Source organism: Comamonas thiooxydans, assembly GCF_000964545.1.
GTDB classification, from domain to species: domain Bacteria; phylum Pseudomonadota; class Gammaproteobacteria; order Burkholderiales; family Burkholderiaceae_C; genus Comamonas; species Comamonas thiooxydans.
In genome coordinates, this window is sequence record NZ_BBVD01000007.1 from 43,720 (window position 1) to 62,809 (window position 19,090).

Consider the following 19,090-nt stretch of genomic DNA (forward strand, 5'->3'; position numbering starts at 1 on the left):
AAATAAGGAGCAAAATCAGCTGTACCAAAGCGCCTGTGATTCGCGTCACAGGCGCTTTTTTCATGGCTTATTCCATCGCAGACGTCAGCGGCCTGTTGATCACCACATGCTTCATCACCAGCGTGGAAGTCATGCGCAGCACGCCGGGCAGCCGGGTCAGCTGCTCGTCATAAAGCCGCTGGTAGGCAGGCAGATCGCGCACCACGACCTGCAGCAGATAGTCGGGATCGCCGAACAGGCGCTGGGCCTGCACCACATTGTCGAGCCGGGCCACGGCGTCCTCGAACGCAGGCACGGACTTGCTGTCCTTGAGCGTGACAAAGACCAGGGACGAGAAATCCAGCCCCAGCGCCGCGGGGTCCAGCTCGGCGCGGTAGCCGCGAATCACGCCCGATTCCTCCAGCGCACGCACACGCCGGTGGCAGGGCGACAGGCTCAGGCCCACCTGCTCGGCCAGCTCGGTCACCGTGAGGCGGCCATTGTTTTCGAGCGCAGCAAGAATTTTTCGATCCAGCGAGTTCACGAGGCAGTTTCTTCCAATTTCAAGCCGATATGCGGCGAATATTGAGAGCACATTCTCTCTCCTCTTCCATATTCTCTCGGCATCAACGCTTTTCGAGGGAATTTCGTGTCCTACGCCGCCTTGACCGCCTTCTGGGCCGTCTCCTTTCTTCTGGTGCTCACGCCCGGGGCCGACTGGGCCTATGTGATCTCGGCCGGTCTGCGTGGCCGGCGGCTGGTGCTGCCCGCCACGCTGGGCCTGGCCTGCGGCGCGCTGCTGGCCACGCTGGCTGTGGCTGCAGGCGTGGGCGCCCTGGTGGCGCGCAACCCGGCCCTGCTCACCGCCTTGACGGCCACCGGCGCGCTCTACCTGGCCTGGATGGGCGTGGGCCTGTGGCGCAGCCCGGCAGCCATAGGCAGCGCCGGCGACGCCGAGAGCGGCACGCGCTGGCACTGGACGATCAAGGGAGCCAGCGTCAGCGGCCTCAACCCCAAGCAGCTGTTGCTGTTGCTGGCCCTGCTGCCGCAGTTTGTGCGGCCTGCCGAGAGCTGGCCGGTGTTTGCGCAAATCATGGCTCTGGGCGCGGTCCATGCAGCCAGTTGCGCCGTGGTCTACTTCGGCGTGGGCTGGGGCTCGCAAAGTGTGCTGCGCTCGCGGCCTGCCGCCGCGCTTGCCGTCTCGCGCCTGTCTGGCACGCTGATGCTGGTGATTGCCGCCGTGCTGCTGGGCGAGATCGCCGTTCAGCATCTCTGACAGCAAAAATGCCTGCGGCCAAAAACCGCAGGCATTTCAAGAACAGGCATATGCCACAACCCGGGACACCGGGCTCCCGCATTGCAAGGCAAGGCGGCAGAGGGGGCAGAGCGCCTCAGCAGAGGCCACTCCATCTCATCAGCTCTTCAGTGCCCCCAGCACCTCGTCCAGCATCTTCTTCGCATCGCCAAACAGCATGCGGTTGTTGTCCTTGTAGAACAGCGGATTGTCCACGCCCGCATAACCGGAGGCCATGGAGCGCTTCATCACGATCGAGGTCTTGGCCTTCCACACTTCCAGCACCGGCATGCCGGCGATGGGGCTCTCGGGATCGTCCTGGGCTGCCGGATTGACGATGTCGTTCGCGCCGATGACGATGGCCACGTCGGTCTCGGGGAAGTCTTCGTTGATCTCGTCCATCTCCATCACGATGTCGTAAGGCACCTTGGCCTCGGCCAGCAGCACGTTCATGTGGCCGGGCATGCGACCCGCCACCGGGTGGATGGCAAAGCGCACATCCACACCCTGCTCGCGCAGGGTCCGGGTGATTTCATTGACGGTGTGCTGGGCCTGGGCCACGGCCATGCCGTAGCCGGGCACGATGATGGCGCTTTTTGCCTCGCGCAACATCTCGGCGGTCTCGGCTGCACTGACGGGCGCCACTTCGCCCTGGGGCTCTGCAGCCGCAGAAGCATCGCCCTTCTTGGCGGGAGCACCGGAACCAAAGCCTCCGGCAATCACGCTGATGAAGTTGCGGTTCATGGCCTGGCACATGATGTAGCTCAGGATGGCACCCGAGGAGCCCACCAGCGCGCCGGTGACGATCAGCAGGTCATTGCCCAGCATGAAGCCGGTCGCCGCAGCCGCCCAGCCCGAGTAGCTGTTGAGCATGGACACCACCACGGGCATGTCGGCTCCACCAATGGCCATGACCATGTGCACGCCGAACAGCAGCGCAATGACGCTCATCACGATCAGCGGCAACATGCCGTCAGCCACGGTTTGGGCATGCAGAAACTCGCGCCCGAACCAGATCACCACCAGCAGGGCGAGCAGATTGAGCCAGTGGCGTGCGGGCAGCAGCAGCGGCTTGCCGCCTATCCTGCCGTTGAGCTTGCCGAAGGCTATCAGCGAGCCCGAGAAGGTGACGGCACCGATCAGGATGCCCACGTAGATTTCCACCTCGTGAATGGCTTTTTCTGCGCCCGCCAGCTCGATGGAGGTATCGACATAGCTGGCAAAGCCCACCAGACAGGCGGCCAGGCCGACCAGGCTGTGCATGAGGGCGACCAGCTCGGGCATCTGGGTCATCTTGACGACCTTGGCCGCATACAGGCCGATACCGCCACCGACCACCAGCGCGCCGACGATCCAGGCGATGCCGCCGGCATCGACGCGCGGGCCGAACACGGTGGCCAGCACGGCCAGCGCCATGCCGACCATGCCGAACAGATTGCCGCGGCGCGAGGTTTCGGGGTTGGACAGGCCACCGAGGCTGAGGATGAACAAAATGGCAGCCCCCAGATAGGCCACCGTTGCGAGACTTTGGGACATGATGTTTCTCTCTTGTGCTCGTTCTTCTTATTTGCGGAACATGGCCAGCATGCGACGTGTCACGGCAAAGCCGCCAAACATATTGATGGCAGTCAGCACCAGCGCTGCAAAGGCCAGCCAACGAATCAAGTCATCAGGGCGAGCGGTACCCGCCGTTCCCGGCGGTGCAATCTGCACCAGAGCGCCAATGGCGATGATGCTGGAGATGGCGTTGGTCACGCTCATCAGCGGCGTGTGCAAGGCCGGTGTCACATTCCACACCACCATGTAGCCGATGAAGCAGGCCAGCACGAACACCGTGAAGTGGCCCAGGAAGGCCGCTGGCGCGTAGGCACCGATGAACCAGAAGGCCAGGGCGGCAATCGCAAAAATAATGGCCAAGGTCTTGGCCGGCAGCGGGCCGGCAGCGCCATGGCCATGACCGCTTTTCTTCTGTTCCACCACAGCCGCGGCCGGTTTGGGGGCTGGCTTGGGTGCCTGGGCAAGGGGCGGGGCAGGCCAGGTGATTTCGCCGTCCTTGACCACGGTCAGGCCGCGAATCGCATCGTCTTCCATATTCACCACGGCGACGCCATCCTTGGCCTTGCACAGCTCTTCCGTCAGGCGCAGCAGGTTGGTGGCGTACAGCGTGGACGACTGCTTGGCCAGGCGCGATGCGAGGTCGGTGTAGCCGATGATGGTCACGCCGTGGCGCACCACGGCCTCATTGGGAACGGTCAGCTCGCAGTTGCCGCCCTGCTCGGCCGCCATGTCGACGATCACGCTGCCGGGCTTCATGCTCTGCACCATCTCGGCCGTGATCAGCTTGGGCGCCGGTTTGCCAGGGATCAGCGCGGTGGTGATGATGATGTCGGCGTCCCTGGCCTGCTGGGCATACATCTGGCGCTGCGCAGCCTGGAAGCCCTCGCTCATCACCTTGGCATAGCCGCCGCCGCCAGCACCGTCCTCTTCGTAGTCGACCTTGACGAACTCACCGCCCAGCGATGTGACCTGATCGGCCACTTCGGCGCGCGTGTCGTTGGCGCGCACGATGGCGCCCAGATTGGCGGCCGTGCCAATGGCCGACAGACCGGCCACACCTGCGCCGGCAATGAAGACCTTGGCTGGCGGCACCTTGCCTGCGGCCGTGATCTGGCCGTTGAAATAGCGGCCGAAGGCGTTGGCGGCCTCGATCACGGCGCGGTAACCCGAAACACCGGCCATGGAGGTCAGTGCATCCATCTTCTGCGCGCGGCTCAATGTCCGGGGCAGCGAGTCGATCGCCAGCACCGTCACTTTCCTGGCGGCCAGTTGTTGCATCAGATCGGGATTCTGGGCCGGCCAGATGAAGTCGATCAGGATCTGGCCTTCGCGCATCAGCGCGACTTCTTGCGGGGTGGGCGGGCGCACCTTGAAGATGATGTCGGCAGCAGCCCAGACCGCCGCAGCGTTGGGCAGCACCTCGGCACCCACTGCGCGATAAGCGTCATCGCTGAAGTTGGCGGCATCGCCGGCGCCCGATTCGATGGCGACCGAAAAACCCAGCTTGATGAGTTTTTCAACCACATCGGGCACGGTGGCCACGCGCTTTTCCAGCGGGAAGGTTTCCCGTGGGATGCCGATGCGTTGGGCATCACCACGCTGGGCGTCACTACGCTGGGCGTCGGTCGGCGGGTTGGAAGAGGTAGACATGAGGAGTCTCCTGGAGTTTAAAAACTGGTTCCCTTCAGGCCGACCCGCCCCCCAACCATTCCTACCGCAGGAGGAACTTGCTTGCATGGGCATTGGCACGGCCTGAACGATCTTGAAACTGTGTCGGGGCGCCTCCCATGAAGCGAATGCCCGCTGCCTTGCAGCACAAATACGTTTTAGCAGCCCGCACCAAAATGGGGCACTCGCATCCATGCTAGCTCAAATGAGGGATGACGCCAGAATCTGAGCGGGCATTTTTGATGCGCGTGTCATGCCGTGTCATGCTTGCGGGGTTCGCAGCCCGCGAGACTACGCAAACGCCCGAAAAATACAAGTCACCCATGTTGCAATATCACACTGTCCCCGTCACAGCCTTTCAACAGAACTGCTCTCTCGTCTGGTGCGACCAGACCATGGATGCGGCCGTCATCGACCCTGGCGGAGATCTCGAGCAGATCGAGTGGGAGGTGGAACGCCTGGGCCTGAATCTCAAGGCCATCTGGATCACCCACGCCCATATCGACCACGCGGGCGGCACCAGCGAGCTGGCGGCCAAGTACGAGCTACCCATCATTGGCCCGCATGAGGGCGACCAGTTCTGGATCGACGGTCTGCCCCAGCAGGGCGCCATGTTCGGCTTTCCCCATTCCGAGCCTTTTGTGCCCTCACGCTGGCTGCATGACGGCGATACGGTGAGCATCGGCCAGGAAACGCTGAACGTGCGCCACTGCCCCGGTCACACGCCCGGCCATGTGGTCTTCCACTCACCGCAGATCGACCGCGCCTTTGTCGGCGATGTGCTGTTTGCCGGCAGCATAGGCCGCACGGACTTCCCGCAGGGCAATCATCAGCAGTTGATCGACTCCATCGTTCAGCGCCTGTGGCCCATGGGTGACCAGACGATCTTCATCCCCGGGCATGGCCCGGAAAGCAGCTTTGGCCGCGAGCGCAAGCTGAACCCCTATGTCAGCGGGACCTGAAGCCTGACGGCCGAAGCTTGCGGAATCAGGTCTTCCGTAGCAGCATGCGCCTGTCACGCCTTGTGACATCACATCTATTGGAGGGAGTTCGTATGCGCAATTTATGGAAAATTTGCCTGGCTTCAGCCCTGGTCAGCAGCTCATGGGCGAGCCTTGCTCAGGCACCGGCAACGGTGCCTGCCGCACCGGCCGCCAAAACAGCCCCCATGCCCGCCAAGCCAGCGGCAGAACCCGCAGCAAAGGCTGCGCCGGCCCCTGCTGCTGCCAAGGCGGACATGCAGACCTTTGTCTGCAAGGATGGCTCCACCATGAGCGTGGCGTCCTCCAAGGGAGCTTGCTCGGGCCGCAAGGGCATTGATCAGCAGGCCACTGCCAAGGCTGCTGCAGGCGCCAAGCCGGCCTCGACCGCCGCACCTGGCGGCGGTGCAGGCAAGGTCTGGGCCAATGAGGACAGCAAGATCTACCACTGCCACGGCACCCGCTTTTACGGCACCACCAAGAACGGCAAGTACATGAGCGAGGCCGATGCCAAGGCCGCCGGCATGCATGGCGCCAACAACAAGAGCTGCAGCTGAACCTGTAGCATCAAACCATCGCGCTGACCTGCGATTGCAGGCAGCGCGATTTTTCATTCACAACAGGCTAGATTGCTTGTCCATCAAACACAAGCAGCTATCAATTCAAAAGGACAATCGCGGGCATGAACTGGCTGGTCGGACTGGGTATGTTGCTGATGGCAGCCTTGCTGCTATGGGCTTTTTCGGCGCTGTTCATCAGCATGCTCGCCGGCCTGGCGGTCAGCGCCCTGCTCTGGCAGCCGCTGCGCTGGTGGCGCCGCAGGCAGTTGCTGCGCGAGCTGGAGCAGAACCCGGCTCTCGATGTCCAGCAGCAGGCCCCTTGCGCCCTGTTCTATCTGCTGTCCGCAGCCGTGGTTCTGCTGGGATGCGCCGCCGCACTGGCCACCCTGATTCATCTGCCCGACAGCCTTTACTCGCCCGAGCTGCTTTCTCTGATCTGTGGTCTGGTATTTGCCATCAGTCTTGCCACCCTCATCAAGCTGAGCGGCAATCTCGTCAGCCTGGGGGAGGAGGCCGCTGCCGCCGCCGAGATCAGGGCAGCCTGGTCGCTGGCGGCGGGCATTGTGCCCATGCTGTCCCTGATCACTCTGATTTTCTTCGTACCGCATACGGCGGGCTGGATGGTCTGGCGCGAGCAATGGCGCGGCTATGACAGCACGCAGTTGCGCATCCCCCTGAAGCACAACGATGCCGAGCACCAGCAGGCCTTGTTGCAGTTGGTCCGCCCGATGCTGGAGCAAGGCAGCCGCATCCTGAGTCACCGTGCCCGCTCGCGCAGCGGCGGCAGCTATACCCTGAGCGCCGCCCTGCCCGCACGCTATCGTTTTCATGAGGATGCGCTGGAGATGCAACTGGCGGGCCTGATGCCGCAGGAGCAACTCAACATGCATCTGCAGGCCCTGATTTCCGTGGTGGAAGGAGAGGCCAGCAGCCTGCCACTGGCCTATGCCCAATGCCAGCCCTCCACCGATTGGTTGGGCAAACAGCGCTTTTTCGGGCGTGGCCAGCAAGCCATGCAATCGCTGCGCGAATGCGTGCGGGCTCGCCAATCCGAGCTGGCGACCGCTCTTCCATTGCTGCGGGGCAATCTACAGGAGGTGCAAGTGGGCTGGATTCGCTTTCGCCCCTGGCCGGCTCTGCCGCGCTGGCAGGCAGCTGCCTTGCCGGAAGATGAAGATGAGCTGCAGCGGCTCGATACTTTGCGCTAGGAACCACTGAGCGGTAGCACATCCAGCCACTGGCCGGGCTCCAGCCCTTCAATCGAATAAGGCCCCACGGCCATGCGCACCAGCCTCAGCGTGGGGTGGCCGACGGCTGCCGTCATGCGGCGCACCTGGCGGTTCCTGCCCTCGCGGATGATGAGCTCGATCCAGCAATCGGGAATGTTCTGGCGCACGCGAATCGGCGGGTTGCGCGGCCACATCAGAGGCTGGGGTTCTATCAGGCGGGCCTTGGCGGGCAGTGTCTTGCCGTCGCTCAATTCCACGCCGTCGCGCAGGCGCTGCAAAGCGGCCTCGTCAGGCATGCCTTCGACCTGCACCCAGTAGGTCTTCTCCATCTTGTGGCGCGGATCGGCAATGCGGGCCTGCAACTGGCCGTCATTGGTCAGCAGCAGCAAGCCTTCACTGTCGGCATCGAGCCGGCCCGCCACATAGACACCAGGCACATCGATCCAGTCCTTGAGGCCCTGCCATTTGCCCTCGGGCGTGAACTGGCTGAGCACTCCATAGGGCTTGTGAAAGCACAGCAGACGCGTGACCTCGGGCCGGAGCGCGGGCTGGCGCACCACGGTGCTGCGGCGCAAGTTGCTGGAGCGATTGGAAGAGAACGGGCGGGGCATGGCAACAAGCTTAGCAACAAAGACCTGGACTAGCATCAAGCATCAAAAAGCCTTGTATCGCTTACTGGACAATGGAAAACAGCTATCAGTTTTGAAAATCCGGAAAAGCAGCACCGAGGAGCGGCTGTGGATACACCTCACGCACGCAGTTCAGCCAGGCCTGGGCCGCACGCGACAGGTAGCCGGGCCGCCACATCAGCGCCACATCCCAGGGGATCTCGGGCTCCACCAGCGGGCGGCTGGCCACGCGCTGCGGGTCATAGCGGGCGATGACATGCTCGAACATCACGGCCACACCCACCTGGGCCGCGACCAGATGGCCTATGAAATCCCAGTAGCGCGTCTGCAGCTTGACCTGTGGCGTGAAGCCCGCTGCCTCGCATTGCTGCAGCACATGCTCGTGCAGAGCAAAGTCCGAGGTGTAGAGCACAAACGGCAGCTCGCGCAGATCGCTCCAGCGCATGGGTTGGCCCGGGTCTGTCACCTGCCGGGCGGGCAGCACCACGCGCGTCTTCTGACGCGCCACGGTGTAGCGCTCCAGCGCAGGATCGGGGGCGGAGAACAGGCCCAGCGCCATGTCCAGCTTGCCTTCCTGGATCAGTTGGTACTGGGCACGCGCCCCCTGCTCGTTGACCTGCAGGTTCACACCCGGATAGCGCTGCTGGAACAGCGCGATCACCGGCGCCATGTAATGGCCCGTGGTGGGCATGATGCCCAGGGACAGCTCGCCGCGCGTGATGTGGTCGACCTCGGCCACCTGGCGGCGCAGCAGCTGGGCCTGCTCGAGAATCTCCATCCCGCGGTCATAGACCACCTGGCCGGCATCGGTGAGCTGCACGCCCCGCCCCTCGCGCAGCAGCAAACGGCCACCGAATTCATCTTCCAGCGCCTTGACCATCTTGCTGATGGTGGGCTGGGTCACATGCAAGGCGTCGGCCGCGCGGGTAAAGCCGTTCTGGCGCACAACCTCGATGAAATAGCGCAGGGCGCGCAAGTCCATGAGAATTCCTTTTACGCATGGAAAAAATGAAAATAAGTCATTTTATGAATATAAGTGAAAACCCTAGAATTCACCCATGTCACAGATTACGGAAGCTGTCGCCCCTCGCGCCCAGGGCGGCAGCCATTCTTTCGCCCAGACACTCTGGCAACTGCTCAAGGCCGTGCTGCAAGTGTGCCTGCTCAGTGCCATCTGGATTGCCATGGATGTGCTGCGCCAGCATTTCGGCTGGAGCATGCCCGCCGGCCTGATCGGTTTCGGCCTGCTGGCCGTGGGCCTTTTTTCGGGCATGGTCAAGGCACGCTGGCTGCAAAGCGGCACCAACTGGCTGCTGGCCGAGATGCTGCTGTTCTTCGTGCCCGCCATGCTGGTGGTCACCGAATACCCCGATCTGATCCGCCATCAGGGCTTGCGCATTCTGGCCGTCATCGTGGCCAGCACAGCCTGCGTGATGGCCGTGACCGCACTGGCAGTCGATCGTGTCTATCGCTTCGAGCTGTGGCTGGCAAGGCGCAAGTCCAGCCGCGATGCCTCTGCCCTGGATGAGGAGTAAGCCATGCTGTCGAATGAAGTCATCGGCCTGCTCTCGCTGCTGGCCACCGTGGCCTGCTACTGGGTCAACAAGCGCCTGTATCGCAAGCATCCCCACCCGTTGCTAATGCCCATAGTCGCCACTCCCATGGTGCTGATCGGCCTGTCGCTGCTGACCCATGTCAGCTACCCGCAGTACATCGCCCAGACACACTGGCTGGTCTGGCTGCTGGGCCCCACCACGGTGGCATTTGCACTGCCTCTGTACGAGAACCGCAAGCTGCTGCGCAAGCACTGGATGTCGATTGCCACCGGCGTGGTTGTGGCCAGCCTGGTGTCCATCTCCACCACCATTGCGTTTGCCGATATGTTCGGCCTGTCCGAGGCGCTGCAAAAAGGCCTGGCCGTGCGCAGCATCACGACACCGTTTGCGATCGAGGCCGAGAAAGTGCTGGGCGGCCCCACCGATCTGGCGGCGCTGTTCGTGCTGTTGACCGGTGTCAGTGCCATGCTGCTGGGCGAGACCGTGCTGCGTGTGCTGCCCCGCATCCGCAGCAAGCTGGCCACGGGCGCCAGCTGGGGCGGAGCCGCCCATGGCAGCGGCGTGGCCAGGGCGCGCCAGGCCGGCGAGGTGCAGGCCGTGATGGCATCGCTGGTGATGATGATTGCCGGTGCCGTCAACGTGCTGGCCGCGCCCTGGGTGCGCACATTGTTTTTCTGAGCGGCGCTCAGGGACCGGCTCCGGCAAGCGCCGCTCTCAGCGCACCGGAATGGCAATCGGGCGCAGCGGTGCGGCGTCGCCGCCTCGGATCTTCAACGGGTTTCCGATGAATGCGAACTCATAGACCTTGTCGCGCGAGAGCCCGTCCAGGGCCACCAATTCCATGATGGGAATGCCTTGCTGGGCCAGCAGGTAGCTGTGCAGCGGCACATAGTCATCGTCCACTTCTGAGGGGAAAGTCTCCAGGCTCAGGTTGTCAGCGCCGACAATCATGGCGCCGGCATCCTCGGCCAGAAAGCGTGCGGCATCCAGGCCCAGCCCTGGCGGTTTGGCCATATAGGCCTGGGGTTGCTCGTAGAGCTTCATGCGTCCCGTGCGAATCAGCACGACATCGCCCTTCTGCAGCGTCACGTTCTGGCGTTCCAGCGCGTCCTTGAGGTCCTGGCGCGTGATCCGGTACTGGTCGGGCAGCATGTCCAGGCCCTTCGCCGCTGCCACGTCAATCAGCACGCCGCGCGCCACCAGTGGCGGGAATTTCTCTATGCCTGTGCGCTGCCAGCCGCGGTCGCCCAGATGCTCGTCGGCGCTGAAGCCGTTCCAGATCCTGCCGCGTATGCCGAAGTGGTTGAGTGCGTCGATGTGCGTGCCCGTATGGCTGTACATGGAGAAAGCCGTGCCCGTGTAGCTGCGCGTGGCGTTCATGTTCTTGCCCACGTTCATGGGGTCGTCCACCACGGTGCCGCGTGGCGTGTGCGTCATCCAGAACTGGTAGTGCGGATCGCCGGCGTCCTGCCAGCTGGGCATGCCCACGTAGTACTCGGTGGCGAGGTCATAGACCTGGCCACCTGCGATGCGCTGCAGGATGGCAGCGCGCGAGGCGGGCGTTATCAGGTTCAGGCGGCCGATCTCGTCGCCCGGCCCCCAGGGGCTGGTGCCCACATCCTGGCCGGCACCGGCCGGGAGCGTGTGGCCACCGTGGGCATGAGCCAGGCCGGAGAACGCTGCTGCCATCGCGAGCAACAGGGTGGGCAAGCGCCGGACACCGGCGCGGAAAGAGAAGTTCATGAGTGTTTCCTAAGAAGCGGTGCGCCTTTCGGCGCCAGTGAAAAAGTGAGAGGAAATGGCTTAGCCCACCAGGGCGCGCAGCCGTTCACGCAGCATGTTCAGGGGCTGGGTCTGCAGCGGTGGCAGGCCCTGGGCGATCAAGGTGGGAATGCTGCGCAGGCCCAGGTGCTGAGCCAGTGCGATGTCCTGGTGAACCATGTTCAAGGCCTCGGTGCTTTCCATGCAGCGCGCAAACGCATTGCGCTCGAAGCCGGTGTGCGTGGCGATGTCCAGCAGCACCTCGGCGTCGCCTATGTTGCGATGGGCACTCATATGGGCGTGCTGTATGGCATCGAACAGATTCCAGTGGGCCTCGTCGCCCTCCAGGATCTGGGCAGCCTGGCAGGCCAGTGCGCCGGCCAGGCCGCTGGGGTACTCAAAGGTTTCGCGGCGCATGCCTTCGATGTCGATACGCTGTGTATCGTCATGCCGTGCGCAGGCCTCCCAGTGCCCAAGAATGATCTGCTTGGCCTGCACCATGGAGCCAAACCTTGCCACCATCTCGGCGCGGGAAGCTTGCAGCACAAAGCTGCGCTGACGTACGCGCAGGCCCAGCTCGCCGGCCACCTGGCGCAGGCGTGGTGACATCACATAACACCAGCCGCAAACCACGTCGTGGAAGAAATCGATGGTGGGAGCAGCCTCAACTGCCGCGGACAGTACCGGGTCAGGGGCTGGATGAGCTGCGACCTGCGCGGGCAGAGCGCAGGAAAAATCATGGCATTGCGTCATGCTTGTGTCCTTCATGGCTGATGGACAGCAAGCGTAGGGCGCAGGCCTCGCAGGAGTAAGAGGCCTGCGCTTGAGAGACTCTTAATCCGGCGTCAAGAATCGCCGCCCATGGCCGCAGGCAGCTCTTCTGCCAGAAAGTCCACAAAGGCGCGCACCTTGGGCAGCAAGTGGCGTTGCGTGGGGTAGACCACGTAGACATGGCGTGGCGGCTCTGCCCAGTCTTGCAGGCTCAATGCCTCCAGCTGGCCCTGAGCGATGGCGGGCCGGGCCAGAAAGGACGGCAGTGCACCGATGCCGAGGCCGGCCACCAGCAGCTCCCGCAACATCAGGCTGTTGTTGACGCTGGCTCGTGCTTCGCTCGGAACTTGCAGGCCGTCGTCAGCCTGTGCCAGGCTGTAGTTCAGCAGTGCCTGGCCACGCAGTGCGGCCACGCTGGCCGGGCGGCCGTGTTGCTGTAAATAGGCCGGCGAAGCGCACAACATTTGCGACAGCGAGGCCAGGCGCCGCGCAATCAGCGATGAGTCCGCCAGTTCGGCGCTCAGGCGTATGGAGACATCAAAGCCCTGGCCAACAGCGTCCACCAGCCGGTCTTCCATGGATAGATCGATCTGCAATTGCGGATGGCGCTGCATAAAGCGCGCCAGCAGCGGCGCCAGCGTGCTCAGTGCAAACGACAGCGGCGCATTCACGCGCAGCCGCCCCGTCACCAGCTCGGACTGCGCCCGCACCGATTGCTCCAGCATGTCAAAGCCATCGAGCAGCCGGCAGCATTCGGCGTAGTAGGCCCGGCCGGTATCGGTCAGGCTCATGCGGCGCGTGGTGCGCTGGATCAGCACCGCACCCAGCTGTGCTTCCAGCGCGCGCAACTGCTTGCTGAGAGCCGCCGAGGAAAGATCGAGTGCATCGGCTGCCCTGGCAATGCTGCCCAGTTCAACAATGCGCCGAAAGGCGCGCAAAGGGGTGAGCGAATCCATGGAAGAGAAGAGCGAAAACCTGGGCCGCAGCGTAGCAGCTTTCGCAGCAGGGCCGACGCGACCGGGGCGGGCTCGCTCTTCTTCTGAAACGCGGACTGCTCAAGCCCTGTCGCGGGCTCGAGCGGTCCCAAGCATCAGGCCAGCGTATAGGCCGTCTTCACCGTGGTGTAGAACTCCTGGGCATAGCGCCCCTGCTCGCGCGGGCCGTAGCTTGAGCCCTTGCGACCGCCAAACGGCACGTGGTAGTCCACGCCCGCCGTGGGCAGGTTGACCATGACCATGCCGGCCTGGCTGTGGCGCTTGAAGTGCGTGGCGTGCTTGAGGCTGGTGGTCGCAATGCCGGCCGACAGGCCAAACGGCGTGTCGTTGGCCATGGCCAGGGCCTCTTCATAGTCCTTGACGCGGATCACGCTGGCCACGGGGCCGAAGACTTCCTCGCGGTTGATGCGCATGCCGGCCTCGGTGTCCACGAACAGCGTGGGCGCCATGTAGTAGCCCTGCTTGCCGCTTCCCGTGTGGCAGGCGACGCGGGCGCCACCGGCCGCCAGGCGCGCGCCTTCGGCCTTGGCGATTTCAACGTAGCTCAGGTCCTGCTCCAGCTGGGCCTGGCTGACCACGGGGCCCATATCGGTGCCGGCGGCGCGTGCGTCACCGACCAAGATCCGCGCCATGCGCGCCTGCAGGGCTTCGATGAAGGCCGGGTAGATCTTGTCGGTCACGATGAGGCGGCTCGATGCCGTGCAGCGCTGGCCCGTGGAGTAAAAGCCGCTTTGCGCCGACAGCTCCACGGCCTGGGCGAGATCAGCATCGTCGAGCACGATCTGGGGGTTCTTGCCGCCCATCTCCAACTGCACCTTCTTGCCCGAAGCCACGCAGGCCGCCGCAATGCCGCGGCCCACGCCCACCGAGCCCGTGAAACTGATGGCCGCCACATCGGCATGGTTCACCAAGGCTTCGCCGATCACGCGGCCTCGGCCCATGACCAGGTTGAACACACCGGCGGGGATGCCCGAGCGGTGGATGATGTCGGCCAGGGCCCAGGCACTGCCGGGCACCAGGTCGGCGGGCTTCAAGACCACGCAGCAGCCGTTGGCCAGGGCCGGGGCGATCTTCCAGGCGGGGATGGCAATGGGGAAGTTCCAGGGCGTGATCAGGCCGACCACGCCGATCGGCTCGCGCGTGATTTCCACGCCAATGCCTGGACGCACCGACGGCACGGTCTCGCCGCTCAGGCGCAGGCATTCACCCGCAAAGAACTTGAAGATCTGGCCGGCGCGGCCGACTTCGCCAATGGCTTCGGGCAGGGTCTTGCCTTCTTCGCGCGCCAGCAGCTCGCCCAGCTCCGCCTTGCGCGCCAGGATCTCCGTGCCGATCTTGTCCAGGGCGTCGGAGCGCGCCTGTATGCCCGAGGTAGACCAGGCCGGGAAGGCTGCAGCAGCGGCAGACACAGCGGCCTGCACATCGGATGCGCCGCCCTGGGCGTACGCGCCGATCACATCGGACAGGTCGCTGGGGTTGGTGTTGGGGGAATAGCTGTCAGCAGCCGTCCACTGGCCGTTGATGAGGTTGTCGTAGCGGGACATGAAATGCTCCAAAAGAGAGATTCGATAAAAGAGGTGAGCTAGTTGGGCGCTGCATTTGAAGCAGGCGCGGCCCAAAGCGATGGACACCGAGCAAGGGCCGTCCCGCAGCGAAGGTGTCGTCCCCCTCCCGCGCAGCGAGAGAGGGGGAAGCGGCGCCAGCCGCTCAGGGGGTGCTCAGCGCACCATGCAAGGCAGTTTGTTGTCGAACTTCCAGCCAGGGATCAGGTGCTGCATGGCAATGGCGTCGTCACGCGCGCCCAGGCCGTGCTCCTGGTACAGGGCGTTGGCGCGCTTGAGGGCCTCGCGGTCCACGGTCACGCCCAGGCCGGGGGTCTTGGGCACTTCCACAAAACCGCCCTTGATCTGCAAGGGTTGTTGCGTGAGGTACTGGCCGTCCTGCCAGATCCAGTGCGTGTCGATGGCCGTGACCTTGCCGGGCACGGCGGCGGCCACGTGGGTGAACATGGCCAGCGAGATGTCGAAGTGGTTGTTGGAGTGCGAACCCCAGGTCAGGCCCCAGTCGCGGCAGGTCTGGCCCACGCGCACCGAGCCGGCCATGGTCCAGAAATGGGGGTCGGCCAGCGGGATGTCCACGGACTGCAGCGACAGGGCGTGCACCATCTGGCGCCAGTCGGTGGCGACCATATTCGTGGCCGTGGGCAGGCCGGTGGCGCGGCGAAATTCAGCCATGACCTCGCGGCCCGAGAAACCGCCTTCGGCGCCGCAGGGGTCTTCGGCATAGGCCAGCACGCCGCGCATGTCGCGCATCAGGCGGATGGCGTCCTTGAGCAGCCAGCCGCCGTTGGGGTCCAGGGTGACGCGGGCGTCGGGAAAACGTTTCGCCAGGGCCGTCACGGCTTCGACTTCCTGCTCGCCAGCCAGCACGCCGCCCTTGAGCTTGAAGTCGTTGAAGCCGTAGCGTGCGTAGGCCGCTTCGGCCTGGCGCACGATGGCCTCGGGCGTCATGGCAGTCATGTGGCGCACCTGGGTCCAGTCGTCCGTGCCCAGCTTGTCTTCGCCGGGCTTGACATAGTCCAGGCCGGTCTTGTCGCTGGGACCCACAAAGAACAGGTAGCCCAGCATTTCCACGCGCTCGCGCTGCTGGCCTTCGCCCAGCAGGGCAGCCACGGGCACGCCCAGGTGCTGGCCCAGCAGGTCCAGCAGGGCGGATTCGATGGCCGTGACCGCGTGCACGCCGATGCGCAGGTCAAAGGTCTGCAGGCCGCGGCCGCCGGTGTCGCGGCCTTCCAGGGATTTCTGCAGCTCTTGCAGCAGCTGCAGGTGCTGGCCGACAGAGCGGCCGATCAGCACCTGCCTGCTGTCCTCCAGAGCCTGTCGAATGCCTTCGCCGCCCGGCACCTCGCCCACCCCCGTACGGCCCGCGCTGTCGTGCACCAGCACGACGTTGCGCGTGAAGTAGGGCGCATGCGCGCCGCTGAGGTTCATGAGCATGCCGTCGCGGCCGGCGACGGGAATGACTTCGATGGCGGTGATGGTCGGGGTAGTGGACATGGGAAGACTCTTCAACAGACTCGGAGGGAAAGGGAAATCACTGCGCGGCGGACCAGGGCACCTCGGCCGCAGGGCGGCCCGTGGCGATGAACTGCTGCAGATTCAGCAGAACCAGGTCGGCCATGGCGCGGCGGGTTTCATGGGTGCCGCTGGCGATATGGGGGGCCAGCACCACGTTGTCCAGGGCCAGCAGGGCAGGCAGGGGGCGGGGCTCGTCCTCGAACACGTCGAGGCCCGCACCGGCGATGCGCTTGTTCTCCAGGGCATCGGCCAGGGCGGCCTCGTCGACCACGCTGCCGCGGGCCACATTGACCAGGAAGCCCTGCGGGCCCAGGGCCGCCAGCACTTCGGCGTTCACCAGGTGGCGCGTGCCTTCACCGCCGGCAGCGGTGATGACCAGGATGTCGGCCCAGCGCGCCAGCTCCAGCAGCGAGGGCAGGTACTGATGGGGCGATCCCTCTACGGGGCGGCGGTTGTAGTAGGCCACTTCCATGTCGAAGCCCGAGGCGCGGCGCGCCACGGTGCTGCCGATGCGGCCCATGCCGAAGATGCCCAGGCGCTTGCCGCTGGCGCGGGTACGGATGCCGAAGCGGCTCTTGCTCCAGTCGCCGCGGCGCACGAACCGGTCGGACTCGCTGAGGCCGCGCGTGGCGTCCAGCAGCAGGGCAAAGGCCAGGTCGGCCACACAGTCGTCGAGCACGCCCGGCGTATAGCCCACACGCGCGCCGCGGCGCAGCAGGGCGTCCTTGTCCAGGGCATCGAATCCCACGCCGAAGCTGCTCACGAACTTGAGCTTGGGCAGGGCGTCGACCACACGGGCGGGCAGGCCCATGGCGGCCGAGGTGACCGCATATTCGAACTGGCCGCCATGCTCGGCAAGAAAGCGCTCGGGATCGGGCTGCTCGGAGAGGATGCTCACCTCGTAGGCCTGAGCCAGTTCGGCATCAAGCTGGGTCAGCGGCATCTTGCCGTATTGAAGAACGCGTGGTCGGATGGTCGCCATGCCTTGGAATCCTTGGAACTTGCGGGGACTGAAAGCCCCTGTGAAAAGGGCCCGCGTGGTGACAGGCCTGCGGGAAACGGCCTGGGGGCCATCCCGTTGTTTCTAGCTCAATCTGCGGTGATCTTTCGCGTTTGGATCAGGGTTTTCCAGCGCTCGTTCTCCTGGGCCTGAAAGCGTGTGAATTCTTCGGGCGTGTTGCCCACGATTTCCAGCCCCTGCTCCACAAAGCGCTTGCGGATATCGGGTTGCTGCACGGCGACAATGGCGGCCTTGGCCAGTCTGGACTTGACATCCGCCGGCAAGCCCCTGGGAGCGGCCATGCCTTGCCACGAATAGACCTCTGCTCCCTTGACGCCGGACTCGGCCAGTGTGGGAACGTCGGGCAGCACAGGCGAACGCTGGCTACCGGTCACGGCAATGGCGCGCAGCTTGCCGCTACGCAGATGGGGCAGCACGGCGTTGACGTTCTGGAAGGAAAAATCCACCTGTCCACCCAGCAGATCGGTGATGGCCGGTGCTCCGCCCTTGTAGGGTACATGCACGGCTTCGGTGCCCGTTTGCTGCCAGAACAGCTCGGCCGACAAATGATCCGAAGAGCCATTGCCGGAGCTTGCAAAACTGATCTTGCCGGGATTGGCCTTGAGCGCGGCAATCACCTCGCTCACGCTGCGGGCCTTTTGCGTCGTGCTGGCAACGAGCACATTGGGCGCCTGCACGGGGATGGTGATGTAGTCGAAATCCTTGCTGGCGTCATAGGGCACGTTCTTCACCATATGCGGGGTCACCACAAAGGGGCCCAGCGATGCCACCAGCAAGGTGTAGCCATCGGCCGCAGCGCGCTTGACGGCTCCTGCACCGATGGTGCCCGTGGCTCCAGGACGGTTTTCCACGACAAAGGGCTTGCCCAGTTGCTCGGCCATGCTCAGGGCCACCGCACGCGCCACGGTGTCGGTGGAGCCGCCAGCCGGGAACGGCACGATGATGTTCACGGGCCGGTCGGGAAAGTTGCCAGCCGCCTGGGCGGCCAGGGCCAGGGTGGCACCCAGCGTGATCAGTATCCTTTTCATACTTTGTCTCCTGAAGACGCGGGGCCCGGTTCTTGGCCTGACCCCTGCATCGGGTCTTACTGGGGGCCGAGCTTGTCGATCAGGACCTTGAGTTCTTCCATCTCGGCAGGCTTGAGGTCGGTCAGGGGAGCGCGAACGGGACCGGCATCGTGGCCGACCAGCTTGGCGCCGGCCTTGATGATGCTCACGCCGTAGCCTTCGACACGGTTGCGGATCTTCAGGTAGGGCATGAAGAATTCCTTGAGCAGCTTGTGCTGCGTGGCCTGGTCATCGGTGCGCACGGCTTCGTAGAACGCCATCGCCGTCCTGGGGATGAAGTTGAAGACGGCAGAGGAGTAGACGGGGGTACCCAGAGCCTTGTAGGCGGCCGCGTAGACCTCGGCCGTAGGCAGTCCACCCAGATAGGCGAAGCGATCACCCATCTTCATGAAGATGGAGGACATGGTCTCGATATTGCCCAGACCGTCCTTGAAGCCCACCAGGTTGGGGCAGCGCTCGGCCAGGATGGCCAGGGATTCAGGCGTGAAGCGAGAGCGGTCGCGGTTGTAGACGATGACGCCGAACTTCACGCTCTTGCAGACCTGCTCCACATGGGCGATCAGGCCTTCCTGGCCGGCTTCGGTCAGGTAATGAGGCATCAGCAGAATGCCGTGGGCACCCAGTCGTTCAGCCTCCTGGGCATGGGCGATGGCATTGCGGGTGGGGCCGCCGGCGCCGGCGATGATGGGCACCTTGCCACGGCAGGTATCCACGGCGGTCTTGATGATCTGGCCGTATTCCTCGCCATACAGCGAGAAGTATTCGCCCGTGCCACCAGCGGCGAACAGGGCACTGGCGCCATAGGGAGCCAGCCATTCAAGGCGTGCGGCATAACCCTTGGCATTGAAGTTGCCCTGGGCATCGAAGTCCGTCACGGGGAAGGACAGCAGGCCGGAACTCATCACGTCTTTGAGGTCTTGGGGTGTCATGGTAATCCTTGAAAAGA

Annotated in this window: 19 protein-coding genes; 6 read left to right on the top strand and 13 right to left on the bottom strand. The window is 64.3% G+C overall.

Going from position 1 to position 19,090, the window contains the following annotated elements:
* Positions 1–67: 67 nt before the first annotated feature.
* Positions 68–523 (bottom strand): Lrp/AsnC family transcriptional regulator, encoded by a 456-nt coding sequence (locus Cth01_RS10950; RefSeq protein WP_034380910.1) that lies wholly within the window; start codon positions 521–523, stop codon positions 68–70.
* 105 nt (positions 524–628) lie between these two features.
* Between Cth01_RS10950 and Cth01_RS10955 the strand changes: the two genes are divergently transcribed.
* Positions 629–1,255: a LysE family translocator gene (locus Cth01_RS10955; protein ID WP_012836739.1), complete on the top strand. Its 627-nt coding sequence runs from the start codon at positions 629–631 to the stop codon at positions 1,253–1,255.
* A gap of 138 nt (positions 1,256–1,393) precedes the next feature.
* Here Cth01_RS10955 and pntB read toward each other — a convergent pair whose 3' ends face one another.
* A complete protein-coding gene (pntB, locus tag Cth01_RS10960; protein ID WP_003070358.1) occupies positions 1,394–2,809 on the bottom strand; it encodes a Re/Si-specific NAD(P)(+) transhydrogenase subunit beta in 1,416 nt (471 codons plus the stop codon).
* A 27-nt stretch (positions 2,810–2,836) separates the two neighbouring features.
* Positions 2,837–4,480 carry a Re/Si-specific NAD(P)(+) transhydrogenase subunit alpha gene (locus Cth01_RS10965; protein ID WP_233425153.1) on the bottom strand — a complete coding sequence of 548 codons (1,644 nt, stop codon included), beginning with the start codon at positions 4,478–4,480 and terminating at the stop codon, positions 2,837–2,839.
* A 341-nt stretch (positions 4,481–4,821) separates the two neighbouring features.
* On the opposite strand from Cth01_RS10965, the gene Cth01_RS10970 reads away from it, so the two are divergent.
* From Cth01_RS10970 to Cth01_RS10980, 3 genes are all read left to right on the top strand, one after another.
* A complete protein-coding gene (locus tag Cth01_RS10970) occupies positions 4,822–5,460 on the top strand; it encodes an MBL fold metallo-hydrolase (RefSeq protein ID WP_045839401.1) in 639 nt (212 codons plus the stop codon).
* A 206-nt stretch (positions 5,461–5,666) separates the two neighbouring features.
* Positions 5,667–6,035, top strand: coding sequence for a DUF3761 domain-containing protein (locus Cth01_RS10975; RefSeq protein ID WP_045839402.1), 369 nt, complete (start codon positions 5,667–5,669; stop codon positions 6,033–6,035).
* Positions 6,036–6,160: 125 nt separating this feature from the next.
* Positions 6,161–7,246, top strand: a complete 1,086-nt coding sequence (locus tag Cth01_RS10980) for a hypothetical protein (RefSeq protein ID WP_045839221.1) — start codon at positions 6,161–6,163, stop codon at positions 7,244–7,246.
* Here the strand turns inward: Cth01_RS10980 and Cth01_RS10985 are convergent.
* Entirely contained in the window at positions 7,243–7,914 is a 672-nt protein-coding gene (locus Cth01_RS10985) for a pseudouridine synthase (protein ID WP_139032131.1), read from the bottom strand. The genes Cth01_RS10980 and Cth01_RS10985 overlap by 4 nt on opposite strands.
* 49 nt (positions 7,915–7,963) lie before the next feature.
* Positions 7,964–8,878, bottom strand: a complete 915-nt coding sequence (locus Cth01_RS10990) for a LysR family transcriptional regulator (protein ID WP_045839222.1) — start codon at positions 8,876–8,878, stop codon at positions 7,964–7,966.
* Between the two features lie 76 nt (positions 8,879–8,954).
* On the opposite strand from Cth01_RS10990, the gene Cth01_RS10995 reads away from it, so the two are divergent.
* On the top strand, positions 8,955–9,431 hold the full coding sequence (locus Cth01_RS10995; protein ID WP_045839223.1) for a CidA/LrgA family protein: 477 nt from the start codon (positions 8,955–8,957) through the stop codon (positions 9,429–9,431).
* Between the two features lie 3 nt (positions 9,432–9,434).
* Positions 9,435–10,130 carry an LrgB family protein gene (locus tag Cth01_RS11000; protein ID WP_003059524.1) on the top strand — a complete coding sequence of 232 codons (696 nt, stop codon included), beginning with the start codon at positions 9,435–9,437 and terminating at the stop codon, positions 10,128–10,130.
* Between the two features lie 36 nt (positions 10,131–10,166).
* Here Cth01_RS11000 and Cth01_RS11005 read toward each other — a convergent pair whose 3' ends face one another.
* The 8 genes from Cth01_RS11005 to kdgD form a co-directional block, all read right to left on the bottom strand.
* Positions 10,167–11,195, bottom strand: a complete 1,029-nt coding sequence (locus Cth01_RS11005) for a cyclase family protein (RefSeq protein ID WP_045839224.1) — start codon at positions 11,193–11,195, stop codon at positions 10,167–10,169.
* A gap of 60 nt (positions 11,196–11,255) precedes the next feature.
* A complete protein-coding gene (locus Cth01_RS11010; protein ID WP_034357833.1) occupies positions 11,256–11,966 on the bottom strand; it encodes a DsbA family oxidoreductase in 711 nt (236 codons plus the stop codon).
* A gap of 92 nt (positions 11,967–12,058) precedes the next feature.
* A complete protein-coding gene (locus Cth01_RS11015; RefSeq protein ID WP_045839225.1) occupies positions 12,059–12,940 on the bottom strand; it encodes a LysR family transcriptional regulator in 882 nt (293 codons plus the stop codon).
* Between the two features lie 134 nt (positions 12,941–13,074).
* On the bottom strand, positions 13,075–14,523 hold the full coding sequence (locus tag Cth01_RS11020) for an aldehyde dehydrogenase family protein (RefSeq protein WP_045839404.1): 1,449 nt from the start codon (positions 14,521–14,523) through the stop codon (positions 13,075–13,077).
* Positions 14,524–14,697: 174 nt separating this feature from the next.
* Positions 14,698–16,035, bottom strand: a complete 1,338-nt coding sequence (locus Cth01_RS11025; RefSeq protein ID WP_045839226.1) for an enolase C-terminal domain-like protein — start codon at positions 16,033–16,035, stop codon at positions 14,698–14,700.
* Between the two features lie 37 nt (positions 16,036–16,072).
* Complete coding sequence (locus Cth01_RS11030) at positions 16,073–17,038, bottom strand: 2-hydroxyacid dehydrogenase (RefSeq protein ID WP_045839227.1); 966 nt, start codon at positions 17,036–17,038, stop codon at positions 16,073–16,075.
* Positions 17,039–17,145: 107 nt separating this feature from the next.
* On the bottom strand, positions 17,146–18,105 hold the full coding sequence (locus Cth01_RS11035; RefSeq protein ID WP_045839228.1) for a Bug family tripartite tricarboxylate transporter substrate binding protein: 960 nt from the start codon (positions 18,103–18,105) through the stop codon (positions 17,146–17,148).
* 56 nt (positions 18,106–18,161) lie between these two features.
* The gene (kdgD, locus tag Cth01_RS11040; RefSeq protein WP_034351488.1) at positions 18,162–19,073 is read right to left on the bottom strand and encodes a 5-dehydro-4-deoxyglucarate dehydratase; all 912 of its coding nucleotides are present in this window, start codon (positions 19,071–19,073) and stop codon (positions 18,162–18,164) included.
* Between the last annotated feature and the right edge of the window lie 17 nt (positions 19,074–19,090).